The sequence below is a fragment of the Cohnella sp. GCM10027633 genome, assembly GCF_042675445.1.
In the GTDB taxonomy this organism is placed as follows: Bacteria; Bacillota; Bacilli; order Paenibacillales; family Paenibacillaceae; genus Cohnella.
Genome location: NZ_JBHTGV010000002.1, coordinates 850,125 through 874,692, shown reverse-complemented (window position 1 = coordinate 874,692; position 24,568 = coordinate 850,125). Strand labels below are relative to the sequence as shown.

Annotated in this window: 24 protein-coding genes; 5 read left to right on the top strand and 19 right to left on the bottom strand. The window is 60.7% G+C overall.

Annotated elements, in window-relative coordinates; genetic code table 11:
* Positions 1–41 precede the first annotated feature (41 nt).
* The 4 genes from ppnP to ACFQZG_RS08155 form a co-directional block, all read right to left on the bottom strand.
* Complete coding sequence (gene ppnP / locus ACFQZG_RS08170; protein ID WP_378151229.1) at positions 42–356, bottom strand: pyrimidine/purine nucleoside phosphorylase; 315 nt, start codon at positions 354–356, stop codon at positions 42–44.
* Between the two features lie 27 nt (positions 357–383).
* Positions 384–2,396: a transketolase gene (gene tkt / locus ACFQZG_RS08165; protein WP_378151227.1), complete on the bottom strand. Its 2,013-nt coding sequence runs from the start codon at positions 2,394–2,396 to the stop codon at positions 384–386.
* 146 nt (positions 2,397–2,542) lie between these two features.
* On the bottom strand, positions 2,543–3,448 hold the full coding sequence (gene purU, locus ACFQZG_RS08160) for a formyltetrahydrofolate deformylase (protein ID WP_378151225.1): 906 nt from the start codon (positions 3,446–3,448) through the stop codon (positions 2,543–2,545).
* 51 nt (positions 3,449–3,499) lie between these two features.
* Positions 3,500–4,636, bottom strand: coding sequence for a deoxyribonuclease IV (locus ACFQZG_RS08155; protein ID WP_378151223.1), 1,137 nt, complete (start codon positions 4,634–4,636; stop codon positions 3,500–3,502).
* A gap of 140 nt (positions 4,637–4,776) precedes the next feature.
* Between ACFQZG_RS08155 and ACFQZG_RS08150 the strand changes: the two genes are divergently transcribed.
* The 3 genes from ACFQZG_RS08150 (at position 4,777) to ACFQZG_RS08140 (ending at position 6,647) form a co-directional block, all read left to right on the top strand.
* Positions 4,777–5,211, top strand: a complete 435-nt coding sequence (locus tag ACFQZG_RS08150) for a DUF2621 domain-containing protein (protein WP_378151221.1) — start codon at positions 4,777–4,779, stop codon at positions 5,209–5,211.
* Between the two features lie 83 nt (positions 5,212–5,294).
* The gene (locus tag ACFQZG_RS08145) at positions 5,295–5,723 is read left to right on the top strand and encodes a hypothetical protein (RefSeq protein WP_378151219.1); all 429 of its coding nucleotides are present in this window, start codon (positions 5,295–5,297) and stop codon (positions 5,721–5,723) included.
* An 18-nt stretch (positions 5,724–5,741) separates the two neighbouring features.
* Positions 5,742–6,647: a TIGR01777 family oxidoreductase gene (locus ACFQZG_RS08140; RefSeq protein WP_378151217.1), complete on the top strand. Its 906-nt coding sequence runs from the start codon at positions 5,742–5,744 to the stop codon at positions 6,645–6,647.
* A 38-nt stretch (positions 6,648–6,685) separates the two neighbouring features.
* On the opposite strand, the gene ACFQZG_RS08135 is transcribed toward ACFQZG_RS08140, so the two are convergent.
* The 12 genes from ACFQZG_RS08135 to ACFQZG_RS08080 form a co-directional block, all read right to left on the bottom strand.
* Complete coding sequence (locus ACFQZG_RS08135; protein WP_378151215.1) at positions 6,686–8,293, bottom strand: DUF6382 and FHA domain-containing protein; 1,608 nt, start codon at positions 8,291–8,293, stop codon at positions 6,686–6,688.
* A 54-nt stretch (positions 8,294–8,347) separates the two neighbouring features.
* Complete coding sequence (locus ACFQZG_RS08130) at positions 8,348–8,833, bottom strand: A24 family peptidase (protein ID WP_378151214.1); 486 nt, start codon at positions 8,831–8,833, stop codon at positions 8,348–8,350.
* A gap of 11 nt (positions 8,834–8,844) precedes the next feature.
* Positions 8,845–9,714: a hypothetical protein gene (locus tag ACFQZG_RS08125; protein ID WP_378151212.1), complete on the bottom strand. Its 870-nt coding sequence runs from the start codon at positions 9,712–9,714 to the stop codon at positions 8,845–8,847.
* A gap of 40 nt (positions 9,715–9,754) precedes the next feature.
* The gene (locus tag ACFQZG_RS08120) at positions 9,755–12,157 is read right to left on the bottom strand and encodes a hypothetical protein (protein WP_378151210.1); all 2,403 of its coding nucleotides are present in this window, start codon (positions 12,155–12,157) and stop codon (positions 9,755–9,757) included.
* A gap of 25 nt (positions 12,158–12,182) precedes the next feature.
* A complete protein-coding gene (locus ACFQZG_RS08115; protein WP_378151208.1) occupies positions 12,183–12,890 on the bottom strand; it encodes a TadE/TadG family type IV pilus assembly protein in 708 nt (235 codons plus the stop codon).
* Positions 12,887–13,087, bottom strand: a complete 201-nt coding sequence (locus ACFQZG_RS08110) for a Flp1 family type IVb pilin (protein ID WP_378151206.1) — start codon at positions 13,085–13,087, stop codon at positions 12,887–12,889. The genes ACFQZG_RS08115 and ACFQZG_RS08110 overlap by 4 nt, the downstream gene beginning before the upstream one ends.
* 24 nt (positions 13,088–13,111) lie before the next feature.
* Positions 13,112–13,960, bottom strand: coding sequence for a type II secretion system F family protein (locus tag ACFQZG_RS08105; protein WP_378151204.1), 849 nt, complete (start codon positions 13,958–13,960; stop codon positions 13,112–13,114).
* Positions 13,957–14,697, bottom strand: a complete 741-nt coding sequence (locus ACFQZG_RS08100) for a type II secretion system F family protein (protein WP_378151202.1) — start codon at positions 14,695–14,697, stop codon at positions 13,957–13,959. The genes ACFQZG_RS08105 and ACFQZG_RS08100 overlap by 4 nt, the downstream gene beginning before the upstream one ends.
* Positions 14,698–15,939, bottom strand: coding sequence for a TadA family conjugal transfer-associated ATPase (locus ACFQZG_RS08095; RefSeq protein WP_378151200.1), 1,242 nt, complete (start codon positions 15,937–15,939; stop codon positions 14,698–14,700).
* A complete protein-coding gene (locus ACFQZG_RS08090; protein WP_378151198.1) occupies positions 15,902–17,059 on the bottom strand; it encodes a CpaE/TadZ family protein in 1,158 nt (385 codons plus the stop codon). Before ACFQZG_RS08090 ends, ACFQZG_RS08095 begins: the two co-directional genes overlap by 38 nt.
* Before the next feature lie 188 nt (positions 17,060–17,247).
* Complete coding sequence (locus ACFQZG_RS08085) at positions 17,248–19,794, bottom strand: beta-mannosidase (RefSeq protein WP_378151196.1); 2,547 nt, start codon at positions 19,792–19,794, stop codon at positions 17,248–17,250.
* A gap of 131 nt (positions 19,795–19,925) precedes the next feature.
* A complete protein-coding gene (locus tag ACFQZG_RS08080) occupies positions 19,926–20,513 on the bottom strand; it encodes a guanylate kinase (RefSeq protein ID WP_378151194.1) in 588 nt (195 codons plus the stop codon).
* Between the two features lie 269 nt (positions 20,514–20,782).
* Between ACFQZG_RS08080 and ACFQZG_RS08075 the strand changes: the two genes are divergently transcribed.
* Entirely contained in the window at positions 20,783–21,313 is a 531-nt protein-coding gene (locus ACFQZG_RS08075) for a C40 family peptidase (protein WP_378151192.1), read from the top strand.
* 54 nt (positions 21,314–21,367) lie between these two features.
* Here ACFQZG_RS08075 and ACFQZG_RS08070 read toward each other — a convergent pair whose 3' ends face one another.
* The 3 genes from ACFQZG_RS08070 to ACFQZG_RS08060 are packed head-to-tail and all read right to left on the bottom strand — an operon-like array spanning position 21,368 to position 23,349.
* Complete coding sequence (locus tag ACFQZG_RS08070) at positions 21,368–22,297, bottom strand: SPFH domain-containing protein (RefSeq protein WP_378151190.1); 930 nt, start codon at positions 22,295–22,297, stop codon at positions 21,368–21,370.
* 3 nt (positions 22,298–22,300) lie between these two features.
* Positions 22,301–22,729: an NfeD family protein gene (locus ACFQZG_RS08065; RefSeq protein WP_378151188.1), complete on the bottom strand. Its 429-nt coding sequence runs from the start codon at positions 22,727–22,729 to the stop codon at positions 22,301–22,303.
* Positions 22,730–22,764: 35 nt separating this feature from the next.
* On the bottom strand, positions 22,765–23,349 hold the full coding sequence (locus ACFQZG_RS08060) for an RNA polymerase sigma factor (protein WP_378151186.1): 585 nt from the start codon (positions 23,347–23,349) through the stop codon (positions 22,765–22,767).
* 215 nt (positions 23,350–23,564) lie between these two features.
* On the opposite strand from ACFQZG_RS08060, the gene ACFQZG_RS08055 reads away from it, so the two are divergent.
* Positions 23,565–24,500, top strand: coding sequence for a helix-turn-helix transcriptional regulator (locus tag ACFQZG_RS08055; RefSeq protein ID WP_378151184.1), 936 nt, complete (start codon positions 23,565–23,567; stop codon positions 24,498–24,500).
* The last annotated feature ends 68 nt before the right edge of the window (positions 24,501–24,568 follow it).

Below are 24,568 nucleotides of genomic sequence, written 5' to 3'. Positions count from 1 at the left end.
CCACCCCCGAAGGATGGTCTTCTCGATCGCCGATGCGGCGATTAGTCGATATACGAGCAAATATAGTCGGTTACCGTGCGAACGTTCAGCTTGAAGCTGGCGTTAGCCGGCACTTCGAATGCTTGCGGCTCGGTAATCTCGAGCCACTCGTCGTTGCCCGGAAGCAGAACGGACAGATCGCCGGACTGGATGTCCATGATTTCCTTCTGCGCCGTGCCGAATTCGTATTCGCCCGGCAGCATGACGCCGAGCGTGACTTTCGTGCCGTCCGCGAACAGGACGGTGCGGCTCGTGACTTTGCCTTCGAAGTATACGTTCGCTTTCTTCACTACGGATACGTTGTCGTACTGCGACATGGTCTCTCCAGCTCCCCTATGTGCGATCTACAGCAATTTATTGAATTGCGCCACGACGTTGTCCACCGTGAAGCCGTATTCCTTGATCACGCGATCGCCCGGCGCGGATGCCCCGAACGTATCGATGCCGATAACCGCGCCGGCGTCGCCGACGTAGCGATCCCAGCCGAACGGATGAGCCATCTCGATCGCGAGGCGAGCTTTGATGCTCTTCGGCAGGACGCTCTCTTTGTATGCCGCGTCTTGCGCGTCGAACAGATCCCAGCTCGGCAAGCTGACGACGCGAACGTGCACGCCTTGCTCGGCAAGCGCCTTCTGCGAAGCGACCGCGAGTTGAACCTCGGATCCGGTAGCGATCAGAATGCCTTGCGCTTTGCCGTTAGCGGCTTCGGATACGACGTATCCGCCCTTGGAGATATCGGCGCGAGCGTTCGCCGTGCCTTCGAGAATCGGCAGGTTCTGGCGCGTCAGGACGAGCGCGACCGGCTTGCCTTGGTTCTGAAGCGCGTACGCCCAAGCCGCGGAAGTCTCGTTGCCGTCGGCCGGACGGATCACCGTCAAGTTCGGGATGATGCGGATCGAAGCGAGCTGCTCGATCGGCTCGTGCGTCGGGCCGTCTTCGCCGACCGCGATGCTGTCGTGCGTCAGAACGTACGTAACCGGCAGGTTCTGGATCGCCGCCAAGCGAATCGCGGGACGCAGGTAGTCGGTGAACACGAAGAACGTGCCGCCGTATACTTTCAAGCCGCCATGCAGCATGATTCCGTTCATTGCGGCAGCCATGCCGAATTCGCGTACGCCGAAGTAGATATTGCGGCCGTCGTAGTTGCCCGGCTTGAATACGGGCAAGCCCTTCAGGTGCGTCATCGTCGAGCTTTCGAGGTCGGCGGAGCCGCCCACGAGCTGCGGAACGTTCTTCGCGAGGCCGTTCAGCGCGTTACCGGATGCGACGCGGGTCGAGAGCGGTTTGTCTTCCGTCGTGTACTTCGGAAGATCCGCGTCCCAGCCGCTTGGCAATTCGCCGGCGATCGCCGCTTCGAATTGCGCCGCCAATGCCGGATGCGCCGCTTTGTATTTCGCGAACTGCGCGTCCCATGCGGCGTTCGCTTGTTCGCCGGCTTGCTTGATCGCCGCGAAGTGAGCGCGCACTTCTTCCGGAACGTGGAATTCTTCATGCGGCCATTCGTAGAACGCCTTGGTCAACTTCGACTCGTCGGAGCCGAGCGGGGAGCCGTGAGGGCCCGCGTGGCCGCCTTTGCCGCCTTTGTTCGGGGAACCGTAGCCGATGACCGTCTTCACTTCGATCAGCGTCGGTTTGCTCGTATCGGCTTGCGCGGAAGCGATCGCTTGCGCGAGCGCGTCGAGATCGTTGCCGTCCTCTACGCGAAGCACCTGCCAGCCGTACGCTTCGAAGCGTTTGCCCGCAAGCTCGGACATCGAGAGGCTAAGCTCTCCGTCGAGGGAAATATCGTTGGAATCGTACAGCACGATCAGCTTGCCGAGCTTCATGTGGCCGGCCATGGAAGCGACCTCGTGGGAGATGCCCTCCATCAAGTCGCCGTCGCCGCAGATCGAGTACGTATAATGGTTGATCAGATCGAAGCCTTCGCGGTTATAAGTAGCGCCCAATTGCGCTTCCGCGATCGCCATGCCGACAGCCATCGCGATGCCTTGGCCGAGCGGACCCGTCGTCGCGTCTACGCCGGCGGTATGGCCGAATTCCGGATGTCCCGGCGTCAAGGAGCCCCATTGACGGAAGTTTTTCAGTTCGTCCATCGGAAGATCGTACCCGCTCAGGTGAAGAAGGGAGTACAGCAGCATCGAGCCGTGACCCGCGGACAACACGAAGCGGTCGCGGTCGATCCAAGACGGCTTGGATGGATTGTGCTTCATCGTCTTGGCGAACAATTGGTAGCCCATCGGCGCCGCGCCCATCGGCATGCCCGGGTGGCCGGATTTGGCTTTTTCGATCGCATCGATGGCTAACGTGCGGATCGTCGTTACGGATTGTTGGTCGATCGTCTTCGTGCTAACTGTCATTACTGTAAAACCCTCCTCGTGTCTAATCACGTACGTTCAAGGCGCAATGGCCCGTAATCGTACAGTTATAACTATTTTGCCTATTGTATCATGGGTCCTATCGGAATGCTAGAAATATGCTGCAATATTACGACGAATACGACGTATTATACGAACGCGACCGTCTTGTTCTGGAACACGAGAAGCCGGTCTTCGATATGCCATTTCACGGCGCGCGCGAGCACGATCCGCTCGATGTGGCGTCCCATTCGCTTCAGCTCGTTCACGTTGTCCCGATGGCTGACGCGTTGGATATCCTGTTCGATGATCGGACCGCCGTCCAGCTCCTCCGTCACGTAGTGGGCGGTCGCGCCGATCAGCTTGACGCCGCGATCGTACGCCTGCTGGTACGGCTTGCCGCCGACGAACGCGGGCAAGAACGAATGGTGAATGTTAATGATGCGGTTATGGAACTGCTCGATGAACTTCGGCGGGATGATCTGCATGTAGCGCGCCAGCACGATCAGATCGACCTTGCCGACCGTCAGCTCGCGCTGCCGGCGTTCCGCCTCCGGCTTCGTGTCCGGCGTTACCGGAATATAATGGTACGGAATGCCGAACGATTCGACGAGCGCCCTCATGTCCTCGTGGTTGCTGATGACCATGCTGATCTCCGCGTCGAGGTCGCCAGCCTGCCATTGCCATAGCAGCTCGAGCAGCGCGTGATCCTCCTTGGAGACGAAGATCGCCACCCGCTTGCGGCGAGCCGCGCGGAAAATGCTCCAACGCATCGAGAACCGGTCCGCCACGCGGCCGAAGTCCTCCTGAAGCGTGGAGAGACGCTGCTCCAAATCTTGCAGATCGAATTCGATCCGCATGAAGAACATGCCGCCCTCCGGATCCATCGTGTATTGGTCGGATTGGACGATGTTCGCGCCCTGTTCATATAGAAACTGCGAGACGGCCGCGACGATGCCCGCGCGGTCCGGGCAGGAGATCAGCATGCGCGCGCGATTGCTCTTGTCTTCCCGCCGTTTCGCGTCCTGAGGCTGGTATACGGGTTGTTGACTCATGTACGGATTCTCTTCCTCTCTACTATCGGCCGGATTCGCCGGTCCCTCTCTTTACAGGGCCTTCAGCCAATCTTTGCCCGCCAGCCATCCGAGCAGACGATGGTTGACCGCTTCCTCGCTCAATTCGCCGGACAGCGCGCCGCCCTCGATCAGCATGTCGTACAGCCGCTCCATCGGTTCGCGCGGATCGGCCTTCCTCGCCTTGGCGTCGGACTTAAGCATCTCCCACGTGTTCAGCACGTATAACCGGTGATGAAGGTCTTGCTTGTCGAAGAAGAAGTGGAGCCTCTCGACGTCCTCCAAGAACTCCCCGCCGAACCGCTTCTGCGCGTCTCCGCGCAACATGGCGATCTCGGCCTCGTACATCGGACGCTCGGTCGCTTCGTTCTTCCCGATCCACGGCGTCTCCAGGATGAACGGCTTGTCCTTCAGCAGCTCGTGTCCGACGACGCCGGCGATGCCTTGGTAACCGATCCAGCCCGAACCGATCGGCGCGTGGCGGTCTTTGCCCGCTCCTTGCGGGTTTTTGCTGTCGTTGACGTGGACGACCGCGATCCGGTTCAAGCCGACGAGCTCGTCGAACTTGCGCAATACGCCGTCGATGTCGCCGACGACGTCGTAGCCCGCGTCGTGGATGTGGCAGGTGTCCAAGCACACGGTCAGCCGATCGTTATCGCGCACCTTCTCGATAATCTGGGCCAGCTCTTCGAAGCTGCGGCCGATTTCCGTGCCCTTGCCGGCCATCGTCTCGAGCGCGATGTTGACGTTGGTCTCCTTCGTGCCCTCGAGTACCTCGTTCAAGCCCTCGGCGATGCGGGCGATGCCGTATTCCGGATCCTTATCCGTGTATGCGCCCGGGTGAAGGACGATGTTCCTCACGCCGATCTTGTTCGTTCTCCGCACTTCCTCCTGCAGGAAGTCGACGGCCAGCCGAAACGTATCTTCCTTATATGAACCGAGATTGACGATATAAGGCGCGTGCACGACGATATCGTCGACGACGATGCCGCTTGCCGCCATCGCCTGTATCCCTTCGGGTATGTACAAGTCCTCGATCGGTTTCCTCCGCGTGTTCTGCGGGGCTCCCGTATAGATCATGAACGTGCCGGAGCCGTAGGACTCCGCTTCGTTCGCCGCGTTCAGCAAGCCTTTGTCCGAAAATGAAACGTGCGATCCGATCTTCACCATTGACGAATAAGCTCCTCTCGTTTACCGCTCCGCGTCCCGCAGTGGCATGCGGGACCTGCTACCTTAACCAACCCTTATTGTATCGCGAACGTCGAAATAAATCTAGAAATGCGCTATAATTTCGGAATGAGGTGATATTCATGTCAGGAGCTCCAACTTGGTTCGTTTATTTCATCTGGTTCTGGACGTTCGTCATGATCGCGTTCATGGGCATAGGCGGCTTCTTCATGTTCCGCAAATTCCTGAAGGTGCTCCCGCAGCGCGACGGCAAGTCCAAGCTGGATTGGCAGAATTATTGGGTCGAACGGAGCCGCCCGCTCTGGAACGACGAGTCCAAGGCGATGCTGGACAAGCTCGTATCGCCGGTCCCCGGGCCGTTCCGGGACATCGCGAAGCATTCGATCGCCGCGAAGATCGGCCAGCTCGCGGTGGAGAGCGGCGCTTCCAGCGTAACCGAAGAGCATTGCATCCAGGGCTACATCCTCGCGACGCCGAAGCGCGACCATCGCAACCTGAAGGACTTCCTGGAGAAGAACAAGATCGACTATTCCGCCTATCGTCATCTGCTTAGTTAGTCCTACTACCAGGACCTTCCGACGAAAAAACGAAACCTTTGCTCGGGCATTTCGTCTAACCTCGTAGGAGGTGCAACACCCAGATGAAGAAAAAGAACAGTTCCACGCTGGCGCTGAGCGCCGCTCTGCTCGCGCTCATGCTGATGACCGCCGCGTGCAGCGACAACGACAACGGCTCGAACGGAACGCCGTCCGCGACGCCGTCCGTGTCGGCGAGCGCGTCCCCGGACGCCGAAGCCAGCCCGAGCGCGCCGGCAAGCTCCGATGCGTCGGCCAACCCATCCGAAGCTCAAGAAGCGGTAGGCGAATACGTAGGCTTGATCGATAGCCATTCGATCGAGATTAAGCTCGAAGACAGCACGGTCGCTTTCCAAGTGAGTCCCGAGATCGCGGATAAGCTCGATCCATGGGAATCGGATACGCCGGTGAAGTTCACTTATACCGAGAATACGGTCGACGTGAACGGCGAGAAGGTTACCCAATATACGATCGAATCGATCGACAAGCAATAACGAATAAGGAGGAGCGCGATGCGTCTCATCGTGTGCGGAGGCACGGGCTACATCGGAACCGCTTTGACGCAAGCGCTCCTTTCCCGCGGGGACGAAGTATGGATCGTAACGAGACGGCAACCGGCGGCTTCGCCGTACGACAAGACGATGCCGCATCCTCGTTACGTCACCTGGGAAGAGTGGAGCGCGAACCCGGATCTGCTCGGCGGCGCCGACGGCGTCGTCAGCTTGACCGGCGAGTCGATCAATCAACGTTGGACCGCCAAGGCGAAACGGCGCATCGTCTCGTCCCGCACGGATGCCGCCTACAGGCTAACGGACATCCTGAGCCGGATGAGCGCGCCTCCGCCGGTCGTCGTGAACGCGTCGGGCATCTCGTTGTACGGGCATTCCGGCGATCAGGTATTCGACGAACGCAGTCCCGCGCAGCCCGCGGACTTTCTCGGCGCGACGGTCGTCACCTGGGAGGCGGCAATTAACCGCATCCCCGCCGAGCGGCTCGTGAAGCTGCGGATCGGCCTCGTGCTATCCGGCGCCGGCGGCGCGTTCGGACTCATCCGGCTTCCCTACCGCCTGTTCGTCGGCGGGAAAGTCGGCAGCGGACGGCAAGGCCTGCCTTGGATCCACTTGCAGGACATGGTTGCGCTCATCTTATTCTGCCTCGACAACGATTCGATATCGGGGCCCGTCAACGCGGTCGCGCCCGAGCCGGTATCGAACGACGAATTCGGACGCACTCTCGGCAAGGCGACCCGCCGCCCCCACTGGTTCCCGGTGCCGGGTTGGGCGCTTAAGCTTGCGCTCGGCGAGATGAGCACGCTCGTGCTCGTCGGCCAACGGGCGATGCCGCGCGCCGCGCTCGAGCATGGATTCAAGTTCGCCTTTCCGAAGCTCGAAGAAGCCCTGCGGGATATTACCCGCTAGGGCTTCTTTTTTGTCGCGTTCTCGTTCGATGCGAAGGTTCATGCGTTCTCCTTCACGAACCGATAGTTGGAGCCCGCGAGCGTGAGACGATCCCCCGACCGAAGCGGATACAGCTCGTACGGCGTCATCGGCCGATCGTTCAGCCGGCTGCCGTTGCGGGAGCCAAGATCCTTGACTTTCCACTCCTCGGACACGCGCACGACTTCCGCGTGCGCGCGGGAGATGCCGCTCGTCTCGTCGACGTGCGTCGCCGCGTCCGCCGCGCGACCGATGACGAGAGACGGTTGCCGCAACGCGATTCTGTTGCCGTCTCCCCGGGTTTCCCATATCAAATAACAAGACGGATCGCTATCTGCGTGCGCATGTCCAAGCGCTTCCGTTCGATCTTCCTGTCCGGAAGACAGCCACGTCGTCTCCGGAACCGCGACGGAAGAGGCGCCGTCGGGCGCCCGATCGCCGGCATAGTGATGCGATTGTACTCGTTGATCCGATGCGCGAATGCGGAATCGGCCGAAGTCGGATTGTTCGGACGCTTCGTCAGCCCATCGATCCAATGGTTCAGTGAAGCCGCGATCGCGATCGGACGGGCCGTTAGGCGCCTCCTGCCGATGCAATGCGCTTGCCGCCGCGCGCGAACCGAACCGCTTCGGAGCGCCGTTCCACAGGAATAAGACGCCCGCGATCGCCATCGCCGTAATGCCAAGGCACGCAAGCATGCTCGCTTGTCCCGGGTTGTCCAAGTACAAGACGCGCCATGCCGCCGCAGCGATAATCGCGGCCGCCGCGCCGGTCATCGTTCGGCGCCTATGGGGGTCCATCGGGGGTCGAGCCGCATCCGCTACGGCTTCCGACGCCCCATGACTTCCGGGCTTGCGATCGACTTCCGGCGCGTAAGCCTCGTTCCAAGACGGCCTCTCGTCTTCCAGCAGTCCCGACAGCGTATGCGGGTCGCCCGAAGGAGGCTGTAACAGGCGCCAGGACAGTCCGCGCGCTTTGCCCGAAGCTTCCCCTTCGTCGCGATGGGGCGGCGCCGGCGCGACACGATCGTCCTGCATCTCGCTCAACGAAGGCGAGAACGAAGACATCGCCTGCGGCTTCTCGCTCGAGCGTTGACCGCTTCCCGGCGGGCGGGAAGCGAAGTATTGCCTAACATGGCTTCTTAACTCCTGCGCCGAGAATTCGGGCGCGGCGACGATCCGAAGCACTTGCTGCATCGCCTCGCCGTCCGGATTCCCGACCCTCGTCATCCAACGAACGACGAGCTTCTCCAAGGCGTTACCGCCGCCGTCATGCTTCTCGATCAACGGCAAATAAGCGAACCGAATGTCTTGCCAATCGACACCGACATAGATGAATTCGTCGGATAACAATACCCGCTCCGCATCCAACAAATACAACCGGCAGTCCTCCAATACTTCGGCTAACCGGCTTAACGCGCCCATGAGATCTTCCATCGTCCATTTGGATACGCGCAGCGCCTCTCCGAGCATCCGGCAACCGTTCAAATCGTACTTGAACGCGACCTTCCCGTCGAACTGTTCGATCTCGATCGGCAGCACCCCCGGAATATCGCAACGCTTCAGCATCTGCAACTGCGTCCAATTGACGGCTTCCCGGGTGAAGCCGCGTTCTTCTTCTATCCGCATGCTTAAGCCTCTGTGTTGCTCGAATCTTACGAGTAAGTCGGCCAACGCATTCACCTATCCTTTTCCTAACAGCATCATGAAACCCGGCGCGACGGCCAGCATGAACGGAAAGCTAGCGCCTCTTCCTTCCGATACCGGATGCCGACCCCAAGGCCAGCGAATGCGCGCCCCTATCTTCCGCAACGGCGGGAGCCTCAGGAGTACGAGCGCGCCTGCGATCCCTCCCGCGAACACGATCGCGTACAGCATGAGCCATAGCGTCGGAACCGCGCCCATCCACGTCCCGAACGCGCCGAACCACTTGACGTCTCCTCCGCCCATGCCTCGCATCAGGAATAGAACGTACAGCGGCAGGATGCCGGCGGCTGCCCCGATCAACGCAACGCGCAAGCCGTCGGCGCCATTGCTAATCGCTTGATAGCCTAATCCTCCCGCGGCGAACAACACGTTCAACGCGTTCGGAATCCGCAACGTTCGAATATCCGTCCAACAAGCTGCCGCCAGCAGCAGCGTTACCGCAGCGACCGCAACGATGTCCATCGATCGTCCTCCTATCCTGACGAGGCTTTCTTCACCTCGAAGGCGTGCTCCCACGCGCCTTCTTGTCCCGAGCCGGTTACTTTTAACGTCCATTGCCCCGGCGTCGTCCTGCCGGACACGTGCCATGTCCAGCTCACGATACCGTCTCCGTCCGCGGTCGCCGTCCCGAGGTGCTTCGCTTGGCTTGCTCCGCTCTTGTACAGTACGGACAAGTCGACGGACGCCCCCGGTTTCGTACGGACGACCAACGTCGCCCGGCGGCCCGGCCTTACCGGATTCGGCTCCAGCGATACGAATTCGACCTGCAGCCTTGCCGCGTCTTCCTCGGCGAGACGCGCCCGGGTAACGGTCCCGCCGATCCATACGCGTTCCCTTGCCGATTGACGAATGACGACCTTCTTGCCGATGAACGGAACGCGCATCGGGAGCGTATATTCGGCCTTCAGCGTCAAATACGCTTGGCTGCGATCGTCGGCGTCCGGCAGCTCCGCTTCCGTTAGTCGCAAGCGGGAGCGATCGAGCGCGTCTTCGTCGACGAACGGCTCCATCAATCGTTGGAATGCCAGCTTGGCCGCTTGCCTGTCCGGCGACCATTCGCCGTTCGCCGCCTGCTCCGCCCAATCGTCGATCGGCGACGGCAGCCAATGGCCGATCTTGCCTAACGCTTCCCCGGCTTGCGCAAGCTTGCCGCTCCATCGTTCGGCTTGCTCGTACGCGCTCGTCCCCTTCGCTTGGTCGATCGCCGCGGAGACGGGATACCACGCCTCCGCCGCTTGCCTGACCGTCTGGGACAACGCCCCGTGAAGCGCCATCGACGCGATCGCCGCCTGTATCATGAAGATGAGGAAGAAGACGAAGAGCAGGAACGCCGGCATCAGCATCGCAGCCTCCAGCGTGACGCTGCCCCGATCTCCGCGCTTCTTATTGATAAGCCATGTCCGCGCCGTACGTCGCTTCGTATCGATTGCCGTTCACCTTCCCGCCTAAGCCGCCTTGGCCTCCGAGCATGCGCACCAACCCGGGGAAAAACCATAGCCTCACGGAGGACGTCGCTTCGCCGCTCGCATACGTGTAAGCTTCCGTGAACGACACCCCCGTCTCCAGCTCCATGACGGCGATCATTCTCGCCAACTGATTGCCGGAACCGCCGTGCAGCAATAAGAACAATCGTAAGTAATCGGCGTATGTCGTTGGGACCTTCGCGTATTTCGATAACGGAATCGATCCCGTATCGACGAGCGTATTCAGATCCACGATCGCTTGCCGTATACCGTATACGAGAGCGGCGACCAGCACCAGCAGCGGATTGCCCGCCTTGGCGCATTCCACGAATCCTTCCATCGTTCGGATCGCGAGCCTGAACGCGAAGATCTCTCCATAAGCCGCCGCGATATTGCCCGATGGACCATCGAAGCCGTATAGGATGTACTCCGTCTGCTGAGCGCCGACGGACAACGGCGCTTCCTCTCCCCGCAGCATGCCTCTGACGTAAGCCGGCTCGTAGCGCGACATTCGGGAGATCGCGTATTCCGAGAAGAACAGCTGATCGCGCGCGCCGAGCAGGATGTCCTCTATGATGGCGAGCAAGTCTCCGGACAAAGAAATCGCCTCGTCGCGTCCTTGGTCGGGATTGTCGGCTTGCTCTTCCTGCCTCTGCTCCTTCGCCTCTTCGTTCCATGTCAGATTGCGCTCGAACAGCTTGTTCAACTGATCGAACTCCGCCCGCTCTTCCGGCGTCCCGGCTCGCCCGGACAGCAAGCCTAGCAATTGCTTCGCGCTAGCCCATTCGGCATTCGCCTTCTTCTCTTCCGCCTTGCGCTCCCGATCCTGCGCGCGATGCGCTTGTAACATCGCCTGCCGCGCGGACAATACCGTACCGGCAGCGCCGTAGGCCAAGACGAAATCGGCATAGCCGCGCTGCAGCGTATCGGCTCCTCTTAGCAGCGCCTCGCCTCTTCCCGTCGATCCGACCGCGGATGCCGCGGATGAAGAATACGAGCCGGCTTGACCGATGATCGCCAGCCCGCCGTCGCGTTGCCGCCCGATCTCCGTCTCGTATTCGGAGAAGAACGATGCGGGAAGCACCATGTCCGCGGCCTTCCGGCGCAATTCGGCCATTGCCTCCGCTTGCTCCGCGGAAACGGAGGAATCGGACGCCCCCTCCGAGGATGTCGAGGTCGCAGCCCCTATCGACGTAGGAGCCGCGGCCGCTTCTTCCGCGATCCGGGCCATCTCGTCGTTCGCTTCCCTCGCATCGAGCCACGCTTCCCGGGCGTCGGCAAGCGCCGCTTCGGCATCTTCTCTCGCCTCGGCCGCATCCGCGGCGAGCGAGGCGGCCAAATCGGATACGCCCGACTCGTATGCCGCCACGATCGCTTCGTACCGAGGCTTCTCTTCATCGCCGATGACGAGCGGATCTTCTACCGGCGTCTTCCCGGCATCGCGGCCCCCGGCCTTTCCATCCGAGCGCTCGTCAGCGGACGCTTCTCCGAGCCGCTTGCGCTCCTCCTGTCTCTGTCTCCACGCTTCTTCCTTCGCGCGAATCGCCTGCCGCCTCGCTTCGTCTTCCAGCCGCTTGACGACGTAATCGTCGTATTGCATCGCGACGTCCGCGATATGCACGATCGTTCCGGTCGCGGAAACAGGGGACAGCGCGACCGGCGGATGCGGAATCTCTTCCGGCAGCGCCCGCCGAATCGCTTCGCCGTGGTCGCGTTGCCGCTCGAGCACCCGGTCCAGCGCCGCTTCCCTCAGATCGTACGCCTTCTGCATCCGCTCCAGCGCGTCGACCGTCCGGGCGGTATCGGCCATCATTCCCGACATGCCGCGCAGCTTCCGCGCCAGCTCGATCGTCAAGTCGATCGGTGCTTTGTATTTCATCTCCTCTAGCACTTGCCTGCGGAACACGCCGTGATCCGCGATCGGCCGGCTCTCCGTGACGCCCGTCTGCTCCCACCGCGTGTCGATGTAAGGAAACCCGCCCGAGTCTTCGCCGGCTCCGACCGTATTTCCCTCGACCGTATCCGAGAAGATAACGTCCGCCGGTTCTCCGCCTCTTACGAACAAGCCGTATCGCGCATAGATCGCGGGATCGAAGGAAGACAGCACCGAGCGCACGCCGGACTTCACCGCGAGCTCCGATTGCTTGCGGAACGCCGCCACGCGGGCGAAGTCGATCAATAGAGCGGTAATCAGGACGAGCGCCGCCGTCGCCGCGATGAAGTAGATCGACACCGACCCGCGCGTACCGTCCGGCCATATGCCGGATCCCCGCTCTACGACCGGAACCCGGTCGCTCTCGCCGCTCTTCCCGCTGCTTCTCATTTCCCCGCCTCCATCTTCGGCCCGATTATCTCGCCGCGGCTCCCCGTTCGCGAAGCGCTTCGGCGGCTTGTCCGCGATAAGCGCTCTCGTCTTGCGGCGCCGTCTTCATCTTCTCCGCGTAATACCGAACGAGATCGAACGAGCGGATGAGCTCCGTCGGCTCCACGACCAACGCCGATACGTCGGCGGTCGCATGCTCCCGTCCTCCGAAAGAGATCAGCGCATCGGGCAACCGCGACGAACGCGCTTGGACGGATACGGTTCGCTTGAACCCGATATTCCGGTACGTCATCTCCCCGGAGACGGATTCGGGCATCGACGCTCCGACGCGAGCCAGCTTGTCCGCGGCCGATGCTCCGCGTCCGACTAACGTTCCCGGGACGATCTGCACTTCGACTGTCCCGCTGCCTCCCGCGGCCACCCCGAACAAGCCCTGCAATAGCGCATCGTCCTTCAATCGCCAATACAGGCCGTCGTATTGCCCTGATGGATAGGCGCCCGTCTTCGCCTCCTTGGCCGAATTCGACCACCCGAACGCCGATCGTTCGGCCGCGACCGAAGCGCGATAATAGAGCACCGATGCCTGGGATACGTACAAGGCGAACAAGATGACGACGATAGTCAACATCATGACGCAAGGCAGTACCATCGACGCTTCCAACGTCATCGCCCCCGACCGGTCGCGCCATAGCGCGAGTGCCGCGCGGCTCCTTTCTCCCCGGACCGCCGTCATTCGAACAATTCGTCGGATTTGCCCGTCGCTTTCTCCATCAGAGACTCCAAGAACGATATGATCTGCTCTCTGAATACGAGCACGATCGCGATAAGCACCGCCAGGATCAACACGATCTCCAGCGTCCCCATTCCTCTCTCGTCGCGCAATAGCGAGACTCCGGACTTGTTCGGGCTGACATTATTCGTTCTAACCATCTATCATCTTCCTCTCTATCGATATCAGAACATGAACACCGTCGGCGAGCCGACCAGAACCATAATGCATAGGAAGATAACCGCCAGCGGGAAGACGAGCTTCGAGGATGCCTGCTCGCCGAGCGTGCGGACGGCGGCTCTGCGCTTGTCCCACATGACTCTCGTGAGCTCCTTCAGCGCGGGAACGAACGCGTCGCCTCCCCGCCTCGCGTTGATCAGCAAGGTAGAAGCGAACAGCTTCACTTCCGGAACCGCGCACCTGCGCCCCATCTCCTCCAGGGCGACGGCCATGCTCTCTCCGCGCTTCATCGCGGCGAGAGCCGCCTTCAGCTCGTCGTACAACGGATTGAATCCCGAAGGTTGCTGCTCCGCGCACCGGGTTAAAGCGCGCATGACGTTATCGCCGGCTCCCACGATCAGCAGCAGCTTGCCGAGCAGCTCGGGCAGCTCCATGACGATGCGTTGACGCCGTATGGCGACGCGATTGCCAAGCTCCTTCGCGCGGAGGAACGGCACCAGGCCCGCGACGATCGCGCCGAGCCATGCAAGGGCTCCGTTGCCCGCCATCGCCGCGAGAAGCCCGGACGCGAGCAAGACGATATACGCGATGCCGAGGCTCTCGCCCGCGAACCGAAGCAATCTCTCGCGGGTGCACGTTCCGCCGTGCAGTTGCGCGAGCGCGAGTCTCGGCCGCGCGAGCAGCGGCTCGAGACGTTCCGCGACGGAGCGGCCCTGCAGGAGCACGATCATCGGATCGAACAGCGGATGCATCCCGGATACCTTCCATCGGCGCCGGGCCGCGGCTTTCAAGACGAGCGCCGCGTAAGCCGCGGTCCACCCCGCCACCCAAGTCAGCAGCAACGCGGCCGTCATAGCTTGATGTCCATGATGCGGTACATCCACCAACAGCAACCGAGCACCGCTGCGAATACGAGCGTAATGACCAGCCACCCGACGCCTTGATGAAGCGGCGCCATGTATTCGCCGGCAACGAAACCGAGCATGCCGACGAAGACGAAGGGCATCGCCATCATGATTCGCGATTCGAACCGCTTCTGGGCGACGAGCACCGACACCTCGAGCTCGACGTCCAGCTTCTCGCCGATGAATTGTGATGTATGGCGGACGACCTCGACCATGTCTCCCCCCGCTTTCTTGCCGATCGTAACGACGTCCGCGAAGCTTCTGACCTCGGCCAAGGACGAGCGCCTGGCGAAGTCCTGAAGCGGCAGCTCGAGAGGCTCGCCGTTGCGCAGCCGGTTGGCGATAATCGCGAGTTCCTTCATGAGATCGGATTTCGCGTGCCCGAGCAACAGGGCCAGCTCATGCTCGAGAGAAGCGAACGCGTTCTCCAGCGACCGGCCGGCCGACAGCAGCGAAGACAGCGCGTGCAGCGCCTCCTTGAATTGGAGGCGGAGCTTGTTCTTCCTCCTCTCGCATAACGCTCGCGCGTACAGCTTCGGATACAACAACCCGATCGGCGCAGCCAAGACGGCAACGATCCAAGTCCCGTACATCAGACCGACCGCCGTCCCGCTCATCGACGCTCCGATCGCGACCGCCCATAGCCTCTCTAACCGGCTCAATTCGTAGGTGCCGTATTCCGTCATTCAACCCGCAGCTCCCTTCCCTATCCCGGCGTGCTTCAGCTTCCCGGAATCGCCGAGTTCCGCGACGCGGCGCAACCGCCCCGCGACGCGTCCCTCCGATCCACCCTCCTCTTCGAACCGGAACAGCGTGCGAAGCTCCACTTCCCCGTTCCGGACGCCGACCACTTCGCAGATTTCCGCCACCCGGCGGGAAGCGTCGCGGTATCTGCTGAGCTGAACGACGATGTCCAATGCCGAAGCGATCTGTTGGCGAATGACCGGCACGGGCAGATCCGCGCCGCCCAGTACCATCGTCTCCAGCCGCGACATCATGTCCCGCGCGCTGTTCGCATGGCCGGTGGACAGCGACCCTTCATGTCCCGTGTTCATCGCTTGCAGCATGTCGAGCGCTTCAGCGCCGCGCACCTCTCCGACGATGATCCGGTTCGGGCGCATCCGGAGCGAAGCCCGGATCAGCTCGCGAATGCCGATCGCCCCCTTGCCTTCGCTATTGGCGTTGCGAGTCTCCAACGAGACGAGATTCTGCGCGCCTCGAATTTGCAGCTCCGCCGAATCCTCGATCGTGATAATCCGCTCGTCCGCGCCGATCCACTGGGACAAGGCGTTCAGGAACGTCGTCTTCCCCGAGCCCGTCCCCCCGCTGACGAACAAGTTGTACTTCGCCTTCACCAGGTCGCGCAGGAAATCCGCGGCCTCTTCGGATAACGCCCCGATGGCGACCAGCTCTCGAATACCGAGCGGATTGCGGGGGAACCGGCGAATCGTCACGGTAGGTCCCTTGAGCGCGATCGGCGGCAGCACGACGTGCACGCGCGAGCCGTCCGGCAGCCTGGCATCGACGATCGGCGACGATTCGTTCACGATCCGGTTCACTTGACCGACGATGCCATGAATCAAGTCGACCAGCCGCTCCCCGCTCTCGAAGCCGACGGAAGCTCTCTCGAGCTCGCCCTTGCGTTCGATGTAGATCTCGTCGTGGGCGTTGATCATGATCTCCGAGATGTTCTCGTCGTCGAGAAGCGGCTGCAAAGCGTCCAATCCGCGGAAGGCGTGGAACATGCGGCTGACCGCGGCTTTCCGTTCGGCGGCCGTCATCCGGCGCGAACGCTCCCGGCGGAACAGCTCGTCCTCGATCAATCGACGCAACTCCTCGTCGGACACCTCGCGCTCCCACGCCAGCTTCGACCTCACCGCTTCCTTAAGCTCAACCAGCTCCTCTGGCGTGAGTCCGGTTCGGTCCATGGCCGTGCGCATCCCCTTCCCTGCGACGTTTCGCCGACTTCTTCGCTCGGAGGCTCAGCAAGTCCAACAGCTCGTCTACCGCGCCGCAGAACGCGGGAGACCCGAGCAGTCTTCCCGGCTGATCGACCGTCTTCCATTGCGGCACGTAGGGCAAGCCGATCGCCGGCGCGTCCCCCGGCAAGCTCCACCGGTTGAACGCTCGCTGCCCGTGCGCTTTGCTCATCGCGAACGTCAGCTTCTTCGACAGCTCGTCCGGCTCGCGTCTCCAATAGCGAAGCAGCTTGTCGGCTTTCGTTAAGCATTGCAGGTCGTCTGTCGTCAACCAGACGACCTGATCGCTGGCCATGAGCAGCTCGCGATGCCAATCTCCCGCTCCTTGATCCGGATCGACCAAGACGAGATCGTACCTGCCCGAAGTACGAATTCTTCTCAGCAGTTCCGCGAGCAGCTCGGCGGTCAACGCCAAGCGCTCTCCCGGATGTTCCGGCGCGTCCACGTAGTCGGTCCGCAAGTAAGGCTGATGCCGGCAAGTCTTGGCGAACAGTTCGTCCCACCGTTCCGGATAAGCCTGCAGGCCGTATAATAACCGGGACAAGCTGTCGGGCTCCCCGTGGCCGAACAGCAGCGAAGTCGCATTCAACGCCTCGAGATTCAAGTAGAACGTACGCAGTCCCCGCTCGCCCGCTTGCCGCAGCATATTCAGAGCGAGCGTCGTCTTCCCGGTTCCACCGGAAGCCGAGAACACCGTCACGACGCGGCAACCGGCGACCTGCGCCGCGGCATCCCCCGATACCGCGGCCCGAATCGCGGCCATGAGCAAGGGAAGCGGTTGATATTGTAGAATCGATTGCCATCCCTCTCCATGCGCATCTCCTTCGCTCTCCGCCAGCGCGAGCACTTTACCCGCCCTATCGCAACCGGCAGCCCCCGCTTCTCGCAGCATTTCCGGTTGTCCGACGAGCAGATCGACGCGCCGCCCTCCGTCCTGCAAATCCATGCGGAGAGCGCTCGCGTACGTATACGCCGCGATATCCCACTCCGGCTCTTGCTCCCGCGCGTATTCGGCGAGCTTCGCCGCGTACTCCCGATCCGCCGCGGCCAACACCACTCTCGTTCCCATAGTCCCTCCTCCGCGAAAGACGCAAAAAAACCGCAAACCCCGGCGACGATACGCCGAAATTTGCGGTGCTTCCGCTTGCTTTTGAATGTATGGATACATTAACATACGAAACAAATTTTGACAATACGCTTTTTCCTGCATGCTCGATTTTCGATTTACGCTTGAATCAATGACCGCGCACTTCGCGCTTACTTCGCGTAGTCGAACGTCGACGTCACGCCGAGCTTGCCCGGCGACGCCGGAATGAACGCCGACGCGGACCCCGCGCCCGCCCGCTTCAGGAACGACACCGTGCGAGGCTGTCCCGGCACGAGATCGAAGAAGTTGTCGGTGAAGATGCCTTCCTCGTCCGCTTGCAGCCATACTTGCTTCGCCAAGCTAGACGAAGACAACTCGAAAGCCGCTCCGCCGCTGCCTTCGACCTCCCGCACGACGATGTCCGGCGCGGACAGCTCCAGGAACTTGGAATACGCGAAGTAATGCTCCTTCGTATCCAATACTTTGCCTCCGGCCGACAGCGTCGCGACGAGCACCGTCCGATTCGGGTCGCGGCCGTCCAGCAGCTCGCGAGCCGACAGCTCGAGCACGACCGCCGCCGCATTCGAAGCAACGCGAACTGGCGCCGATCCGGCTTGTATCTCGTTGCCGGCGAAGTCGTACAGCTTCCACGACAACGTCCCGTCGATCGGCTCCCGCGAATCCGACACGACGTGTACCGATACCGCGTCGTCGTTCTGGTCGACCGACACGATGACCTCTTGGAAGCTGCGTTTCGCGTAATATTGAGTTGCCTTCCAACGGCCGTAATAGTCCATGCTCGACCACGAAGCGACCGGCCAGCAGTCGTTGATCTGCCAATACAACGTGCCCATGCAGTAGCGCATCGCGCGACGGTGCGCTTCGATCGCCATCTTCATGCCTTCTGCTTGAAGCACCGAGCTCATGTACAGGAACGAAGCGAAATCCTTCGCGTCCTTCATGTAGCGGTCCGAATAATCCTTGATCAGGAAGTTGCCGCGGCCGTTCTTCTGGTGATGGAGCATGACCTCGGAATCGAGCGCCATGTCGGCTTCCTCCGCGAACGAACGGACGGTCTTGTATTCCGGGAACGATTGGAACCCGTACTCGCTCATGAAGCGGCCGACGTTGTTCTTGTAATTCTCGAACGGCTCTTGCGCATGCCAGACGGCCCAGAAGTGAATGTCGCCGTGCGGCGTGGCGTTGCCCGCGTGCATGGAGGCGTCGTTCGCCTGCATCTGCATCGGGGAAGACGGCCAATACGCGATATCCGGCGCCAACGCCTCGACGACTTCTGGCAACACCCGGTGGAATACCGACTCGTAGTCCGCCCAGATCTTCTCGCGTTGCTCGGTCGAATACGCCTTCTTCCAGCCCCATCCGCCGTCTTCGTTATAATGCTGCCAAGCGGCGTCGATCTCGTTGTTCCCGCACCAGAGCGCGATGCTCGGGTGGTTGCGCAGCCTGCGAACGTTGTCCTCCGCCTCCGCGCGCACGTTGTCCAAGAACGCTTGGTCGCCCGGGTACATGCTGCAGGCGAACATGAAGTCCTGCCAGACGAGCAGGCCGTATTCGTCGCACAATTCGTAGAAAATATCCATCTCGTAGATGCCGCCGCCCCAGACGCGCAGCATGTTATAGTTCGACTCCGCCGCGCTCGCGATCTCGTGGCGGTAACGCTCGGACGTCGTCTCGTTCACGAAGCTGTCGTTCGGAATATGGTTGGCGCCCTTCGCGAACACAGGCACGCCGTTCAGCTCGAAGTAGAAGGACGAGCCCTTCTCGTCAGGCTCGCGGATCAGCTTCACCGAACGAAGTCCCGTGCGGACGCTCTTCTCCGCAAGCGCGCTTCCGTCAGCCGCCGACACCGTCGCCTCGAACGTATACCGATGAGGCTCGCCTAAGCCGCGCGACCACCAGAGCTTCGGCGATGCGATCTCGACCGGCAATTCGATCGTCTGAACGCCCGCCTTCAATCCGACGGCGCTCTTCCATTCCGATCCTTCCGCGCCGACGCAAAGCGTAACCTCGCGATCGGTCTCCGACTCGATCTCCACGACCGCCGTCGCCTTCGCGCGAACCGACGTTACGGCGTCCTGGCGAATGAACAAGTCGCGCACTCGCACGCCGCTCCAGCCGCGCAAGTAAGCGTCCCGCCAGATGCCGCTCGTGACGAATCGAGGACCCCAGTCCCAGCCGTAATGGTACGGCGCCTTCCGCGTGAAGACGCTCAGCTTCTTGTCGCCGAGCTCTCCCGTCGCCGAATCGTCGTTGCTCGCCGGAAGGCCGTAGCCGTGCGCTTCCAGCTTGCCCAGACCGACTTGAATCGGCGAACGGAACGCGACGCGCAGTTCGTTGGCGCCCTCTCGCAAATCCGGCTTCGCGTCGATTACCCACGTACGGAACATATTGTCCGCGGACAACGCGAGTCGTCCGTTGACGTAGACGTCAGCGTACGTATCCAAGCCCTCGAAGACGAGCTCGACGCGGTTAGATGCGAGCAACTCCGCCGATGCGTCGAATGACGCGCGGTATTCCCAATCCTTCTTGTCGATCCATTGCAACGCCTTCTCGTTCGTTCCGACGAACGGCGCTTCGATCTTGCCGCCGCGCAGCAGATCGGTATGCACGCAGCCCGGCACTTGCGCGGGCAACCACTCTTGCTCGTCGATCGCTTTGAACTGCCAATTCGTCAGAAGCGCTTTCACTTCGTTCACGCGTCTTACCTCCGCTGCTCTATAAGTTAGCTTTCGTTATCCTAAAATTATATCACTCCGGCTAATAAACAAAAAACCGCCGAATCCGGACATCTTTATGTCCGATTTGGCGGTTTTCCGTATTCAGCGCATTAGTCCTTATCGACAAGGTTCCTTTGCAAATACGACTCCAGCGTATTCGTAATCTCGTACGTCGTCTGTCCGAGATCGTAATTCTCGAAGGCGTGCTCGCACGCGGACCGGTAATTCATCTCGTCATCGTAATGGCCGAGACGGGCCTCGATCGTACCCGAATCCAACCCGAGAAGGCGCTGGCGTTCCTCTACCGTCCTCCGATCGGCGTACACGAACAGCCGGACGACCTTGTCTCCGTACACCTTCTTCAAGATATCGGCACCTTCGCGATTCAAGATCAAGTATACGCAGCCCTTCGCGTCCAAGTGCTCCTCGACGTCGAGCCCCCGAATGCCGTAGCATTGACCGTCGATCGTCACGCTCTCCAGAAATTCTCCCTGCAGCTCCATCTCCTCGTACGTCTCGCGCGCGACGAAATGGTAGTCTTGCCCGTTCACTTCCCCGGGCCTGGGAGAACGGGTCGCGTAAGAGACGATCTTCGCCATGCCGAACGTCTGTCCGACGGCTTCGGCGACCGACTTCCGTCCCGAACCGTCCGGCCCCGTGTACACGATGATTTTCTCTCGGTCATGATATTCGTACATTCGCGTCATCTCCCCTTGGTATGGAACAAGAAGCGGCATTCAAATGCAGAATTATCTGTTAATTATCAATTATAGCGGGAATACGCCGCTATCGTCAACCCGGAGGGGCGATACGTACGGATTGCGCGCGCATGCTCTCCCGTTCCACGATTTCCTTCATTCGTCCAAATGTTGGATGATGAGAAGTTCCTCAATTTCCCTAACGTGGGACAAGCTCCATGTTATACTTCCATCGGACACCAAGAGAACTTGCACCATAGGAGGGCAATATGACCAATTCGATTAAGAAACGACCGATCTGGAGAAGAGCGCTTATCGCGGCGACCTGCTGCGCCGTGCTGCTGACGGGCGCCGCCGTCGCTTCGCAGCCCGTCGCGCATGCGGCGACGACGAAGGCGACCGCCAGCGCGACGTCCGCGCAGAAGAAGGCGGCCATCGTCTCCAAAGCGCAATCGCTCGTCGGCAAAGTCAAATATAAATACGGCGTCAACAATCCGAGCAAGCTGTGGTTCGACTGCTCTTCCTTCACCAAGTACGTCTTCGCGTCCCAAGGCATCGGCCTGAAGTGGGGAACGGCGTCTCAGAGCAAGCAAGGCGTCTACGTCTCGAAGTCGAACCTGCGGAAGGGCGACCTCGTGTTCTTCAGCGTCGGCACGCCGGGCAAGATCGGACATGTCGGCATTTACATGGGCAACGGCAAATTCATCCACAACACGATCGGAAGCAACTTCAACGGCGTCACGATCAGCAATCTGAGCGCCTACGGTAAACGCTACATTACGGCCAGAAGAGTCGGCTAAACCGACGATAGCCCTGCCTTCGAGTCCGAACGGCGGGGCTATCTCTCGACGGGATTACTTCTTGTTAGACTTGAACAATTCGGCGATCGCGCCGACGCTGCCGAGCGTATCGACGGCGCTGACGGGAAGGAATACCTTGTTGGCCGGCCCCTTCGCCACCTCTTCGAGCGCCTCGAACGACCGGTAGGCGAGCACGCTCTCGTCCAACCCGGCTTCCCGGAGCAGCTCGATCCGCGCTTTCTCGGCTTCCGCGACCGCCTGGATCGCCTTCGCCTGGCCGATAGCCTCGAGCTCCTGCGCTTGACGCAATCCTTCGGCTTGGCGAATGCGCGCTTCCTTGTCGCCCTCCGCCTTCAGAATCTTGCTCTGCTTGTCGCCTTCGGCGCGCAGAATGACGTCCTGCTTCGCCGCCTCGGCTTCGAGCACGATCGCGCGCTTGCTGCGTTCCGCCTTCATCTGCTTATCCATCGCCTCTTGAATATCGCCGGGCGGCTTGATGTCCAGCACTTCGACGCGCTCGATGCGCACGCCCCACTTCTCGGTCGCCTCGTCGAGCGCGATCCGGATGTTGGCGGATATCCGTTCCCGGCCCGACAACGTCTCGTCGAGCTCCATCTTGCCGATGATCTGGCGCAGCGTCGCGGTCGTAATATTGCGCACGCCGTACACGTAATCGGATATTCCGTACGTCGCTTGCTCCGGCGAGACGATCTGGTAGAAAATAATCGTGTCGATCTGCACCTGCACGTTGTCCTTCGTGATGACGGTCTGCGGCGGCACGTTCGATTGTTGGATGCGCAGGTCGTGATAGACGCGCACTTGATCGATGATCGGAATCAGGATGTTGATGCCCGGCGTCAGAAGACGATTGAATTTACCGAGCCGTTCGACGACGCCTATCCGTTGCTGCGGCACGATCTTGACGGTTAACGAGATGAAGATGACGATGACGGCAAGCACGACCAACGTAATAATGAGACCCATGCGCTAATCCTCCCATTTCTCGACTTCGAGCACCGTCGTCCCTCTGCGAACGACGCGCACCTTCTCGTCCCTGTGCAAGGCGGCTTTCGATACGGCGCTCCACGTCTCTCCGCCGATCTTCACGATTCCCGGCGCTCCGTCCGCGATAGGCTCCTGCACGATGCCGGCTTTGCCGACCAGCTCGTCGATCGCGTCCTTGAAGCCTTGCGACTGCCGGAATCGGCGCGTGATCGGCTTCGTGTATAGCGTCAGCAGAAGCGCAGCGAAACCGCCGGACAACGCCTGCGCCGCGATCGCGTCCGGAGCCGGAATCGCGACGACCGCCGCGACGACCGCCCCGATGCCGAGCCAGAGCAAGTAGAACGTGAGCGTGAACATCTCGAGGATGAGCAGCGCTCCCGCGACGATGAGCCAGATCGCCCACCAATCCATGGTCAGTCCTCCTCTAAGCGTCAGTTAGGGACGGCTTACACCAATAGCACGCCCGGCGCGGTCAACAGAGCGATGACCCACTTCTTCTTCAATTGCAGCCTTGCCCTGGACAGCCGCGACTTGATCGTCCCTTCGGGGAGCTTCGTCCGCTGGCTGATCTCCGTCAGGCTAAGGTCGTTCATATATCTGTCGAACAGAATTTCCCTGTCCTTCTCGCGAAGCCCGGCGAGCAGTCCGCGGAATTCTTCCGCTTGCTCGCGCTCGAGGCATTCCTCTTCCGGACTCCGGCCAGCGGCGCGCAGCTCCGTATAATCCGGACCGTCCGCGACGAGCTGCTGCGGCCTCGCCTTCTTCCTTCGAATGAGGTCGAGACAGAGATTTTTCGTAATCTGATGGATCCACGTCGTGAACTTCTTGCTCTCGTCGTACTTGTCGATGTGCAGCAGCACGCGGATGAACGTCTCTTGGATCATGTCTTCGCATTCCTGCCGGTTCTTCAGGAGCCTGTGCGCAAGCGAGAACAGACTGTTGTAATACTGATTCATCAGCTCCGTGAACGCGGTGGAATCGGGATCCCCCGCCTTGATCTGCCGAACTAACGCCGCCGTATTCATGCTCATCGCCCGCTTCCCGTATTGGCCTTCGGTATGCTTTACCCAATTTTACCAGATGGCCAAGTCTACGAATATACGATTCTATGAAAATTGTACGCCTATTGCCCTCTTCGCGCAAATCGTCGGCGTTCCCTATAAGATATGAGCTTGCGGCGCTTTGCAGACGTTATTCCGTGCGCTATCATAAACGTATATGGGCACGAAAGGTTGCCGCGGCCGACATGGAACATTCTGCATCCCCTTCCGCTCGCAAGATCGACTTCCTGAGCTTGTCGCCTTACGTCCGATTCGTGCATGAGAACGCGGGCGGCGACGATTATCGCATACCGACGAGAATCATCTACGATCACGAGATCGTCCTCGTTACTTCGGGCGCTTGCGCGTTCGAATGGGGCAACGAGACGTACGAGGCCGAAGCAGGCGATTTGCTGTTCATCCGGCCTCGCCAGAGACATTCGTACTGGGTGCCGAAAGGCAAACATTTCCGCTACTTCGCCGTCCACTTCGATCTCGCTTACATGGGAGAGCATCTGGACTTCTCTCCGTTCGACGTGTACGTGAATCACGACTACTTCAATCTGGACGCGATTCCGGTAGAGGAAGAACTGGCGGACCGCCCGACGCTGGAGATCGACGAAGTCTGGTTCCCGCATCGAATGCAGGTTTCGGATCTGTCGACGTACATTTCCTTGTTCGACCAGATGGCGCGCACGTTCGCGTCCAAGCCCCCCGGCTACCCGCTTCTGCTTCGCGCGCAACTGCTTCAGATTCTTGCCGCCATGGTCGGCGATCTCGCCACGGGAGACGGCATTAGCCGCCGATCGGCGCACCGGGCGGAGATCGCGGAAGTGATCCGCCATATGCAAGCGAGGTATGCGGAACCGATCGATCTGCAGGCGCTCCCGCGAATCGGGCATTTCTCGCCGAATTACTTCCGCAAGCTGTTCAAGGAGGCGACGGGCCGAACGCCGCTCGAATACTTGACCCATCTGCGGATGGAGAAGGCGAAGGAACTGCTGCAGGCGGGCACCCACTCCGTGGGAAAAATCTCGGCGCTCGTCGGCTACGAGGATATCCACTACTTCAGCAAGCTGTTCAAGAAGCTCGAAGGCATGTCGCCCAAGAGCTATGCAGCTTCCTTGCATAAGCCGCGTTGAATCGTACAACAACTCGCGTTGGAATGTCCAAAGCCATCGCGTTCTCTCCCGTCTACAATGAAGGAAGA

Coding starts and splice junctions, on each gene's coding strand:
- ppnP (WP_378151229.1), bottom strand. CDS start 356: ATGTCGCAGTACGACAACGTATCCGTAGTGAAGAAAGCGAACGTATAC.
- tkt (WP_378151227.1), bottom strand. CDS start 2,396: ATGACAGTTAGCACGAAGACGATCGACCAACAATCCGTAACGACGATC.
- purU (WP_378151225.1), bottom strand. CDS start 3,448: ATGAGTCAACAACCCGTATACCAGCCTCAGGACGCGAAACGGCGGGAA.
- ACFQZG_RS08155 (WP_378151223.1), bottom strand. CDS start 4,636: ATGGTGAAGATCGGATCGCACGTTTCATTTTCGGACAAAGGCTTGCTG.
- ACFQZG_RS08150 (WP_378151221.1), top strand. CDS start 4,777: ATGTCAGGAGCTCCAACTTGGTTCGTTTATTTCATCTGGTTCTGGACG.
- ACFQZG_RS08145 (WP_378151219.1), top strand. CDS start 5,295: ATGAAGAAAAAGAACAGTTCCACGCTGGCGCTGAGCGCCGCTCTGCTC.
- ACFQZG_RS08140 (WP_378151217.1), top strand. CDS start 5,742: ATGCGTCTCATCGTGTGCGGAGGCACGGGCTACATCGGAACCGCTTTG.
- ACFQZG_RS08135 (WP_378151215.1), bottom strand. CDS start 8,293: ATGCGGATAGAAGAAGAACGCGGCTTCACCCGGGAAGCCGTCAATTGG.
- ACFQZG_RS08130 (WP_378151214.1), bottom strand. CDS start 8,833: ATGGACATCGTTGCGGTCGCTGCGGTAACGCTGCTGCTGGCGGCAGCT.
- ACFQZG_RS08125 (WP_378151212.1), bottom strand. CDS start 9,714: ATGCTGATGCCGGCGTTCCTGCTCTTCGTCTTCTTCCTCATCTTCATG.
- ACFQZG_RS08120 (WP_378151210.1), bottom strand. CDS start 12,157: ATGAGAAGCAGCGGGAAGAGCGGCGAGAGCGACCGGGTTCCGGTCGTA.
- ACFQZG_RS08115 (WP_378151208.1), bottom strand. CDS start 12,890: ATGACGGCGGTCCGGGGAGAAAGGAGCCGCGCGGCACTCGCGCTATGG.
- ACFQZG_RS08110 (WP_378151206.1), bottom strand. CDS start 13,087: ATGGTTAGAACGAATAATGTCAGCCCGAACAAGTCCGGAGTCTCGCTA.
- ACFQZG_RS08105 (WP_378151204.1), bottom strand. CDS start 13,960: ATGACGGCCGCGTTGCTGCTGACTTGGGTGGCGGGGTGGACCGCGGCT.
- ACFQZG_RS08100 (WP_378151202.1), bottom strand. CDS start 14,697: ATGACGGAATACGGCACCTACGAATTGAGCCGGTTAGAGAGGCTATGG.
- ACFQZG_RS08095 (WP_378151200.1), bottom strand. CDS start 15,939: ATGGACCGAACCGGACTCACGCCAGAGGAGCTGGTTGAGCTTAAGGAA.
- ACFQZG_RS08090 (WP_378151198.1), bottom strand. CDS start 17,059: ATGGGAACGAGAGTGGTGTTGGCCGCGGCGGATCGGGAGTACGCGGCG.
- ACFQZG_RS08080 (WP_378151194.1), bottom strand. CDS start 20,513: ATGTACGAATATCATGACCGAGAGAAAATCATCGTGTACACGGGGCCG.
- ACFQZG_RS08075 (WP_378151192.1), top strand. CDS start 20,783: ATGACCAATTCGATTAAGAAACGACCGATCTGGAGAAGAGCGCTTATC.
- ACFQZG_RS08070 (WP_378151190.1), bottom strand. CDS start 22,297: ATGGGTCTCATTATTACGTTGGTCGTGCTTGCCGTCATCGTCATCTTC.
- ACFQZG_RS08065 (WP_378151188.1), bottom strand. CDS start 22,729: ATGGATTGGTGGGCGATCTGGCTCATCGTCGCGGGAGCGCTGCTCATC.
- ACFQZG_RS08060 (WP_378151186.1), bottom strand. CDS start 23,349: ATGAGCATGAATACGGCGGCGTTAGTTCGGCAGATCAAGGCGGGGGAT.
- ACFQZG_RS08055 (WP_378151184.1), top strand. CDS start 23,565: ATGGAACATTCTGCATCCCCTTCCGCTCGCAAGATCGACTTCCTGAGC.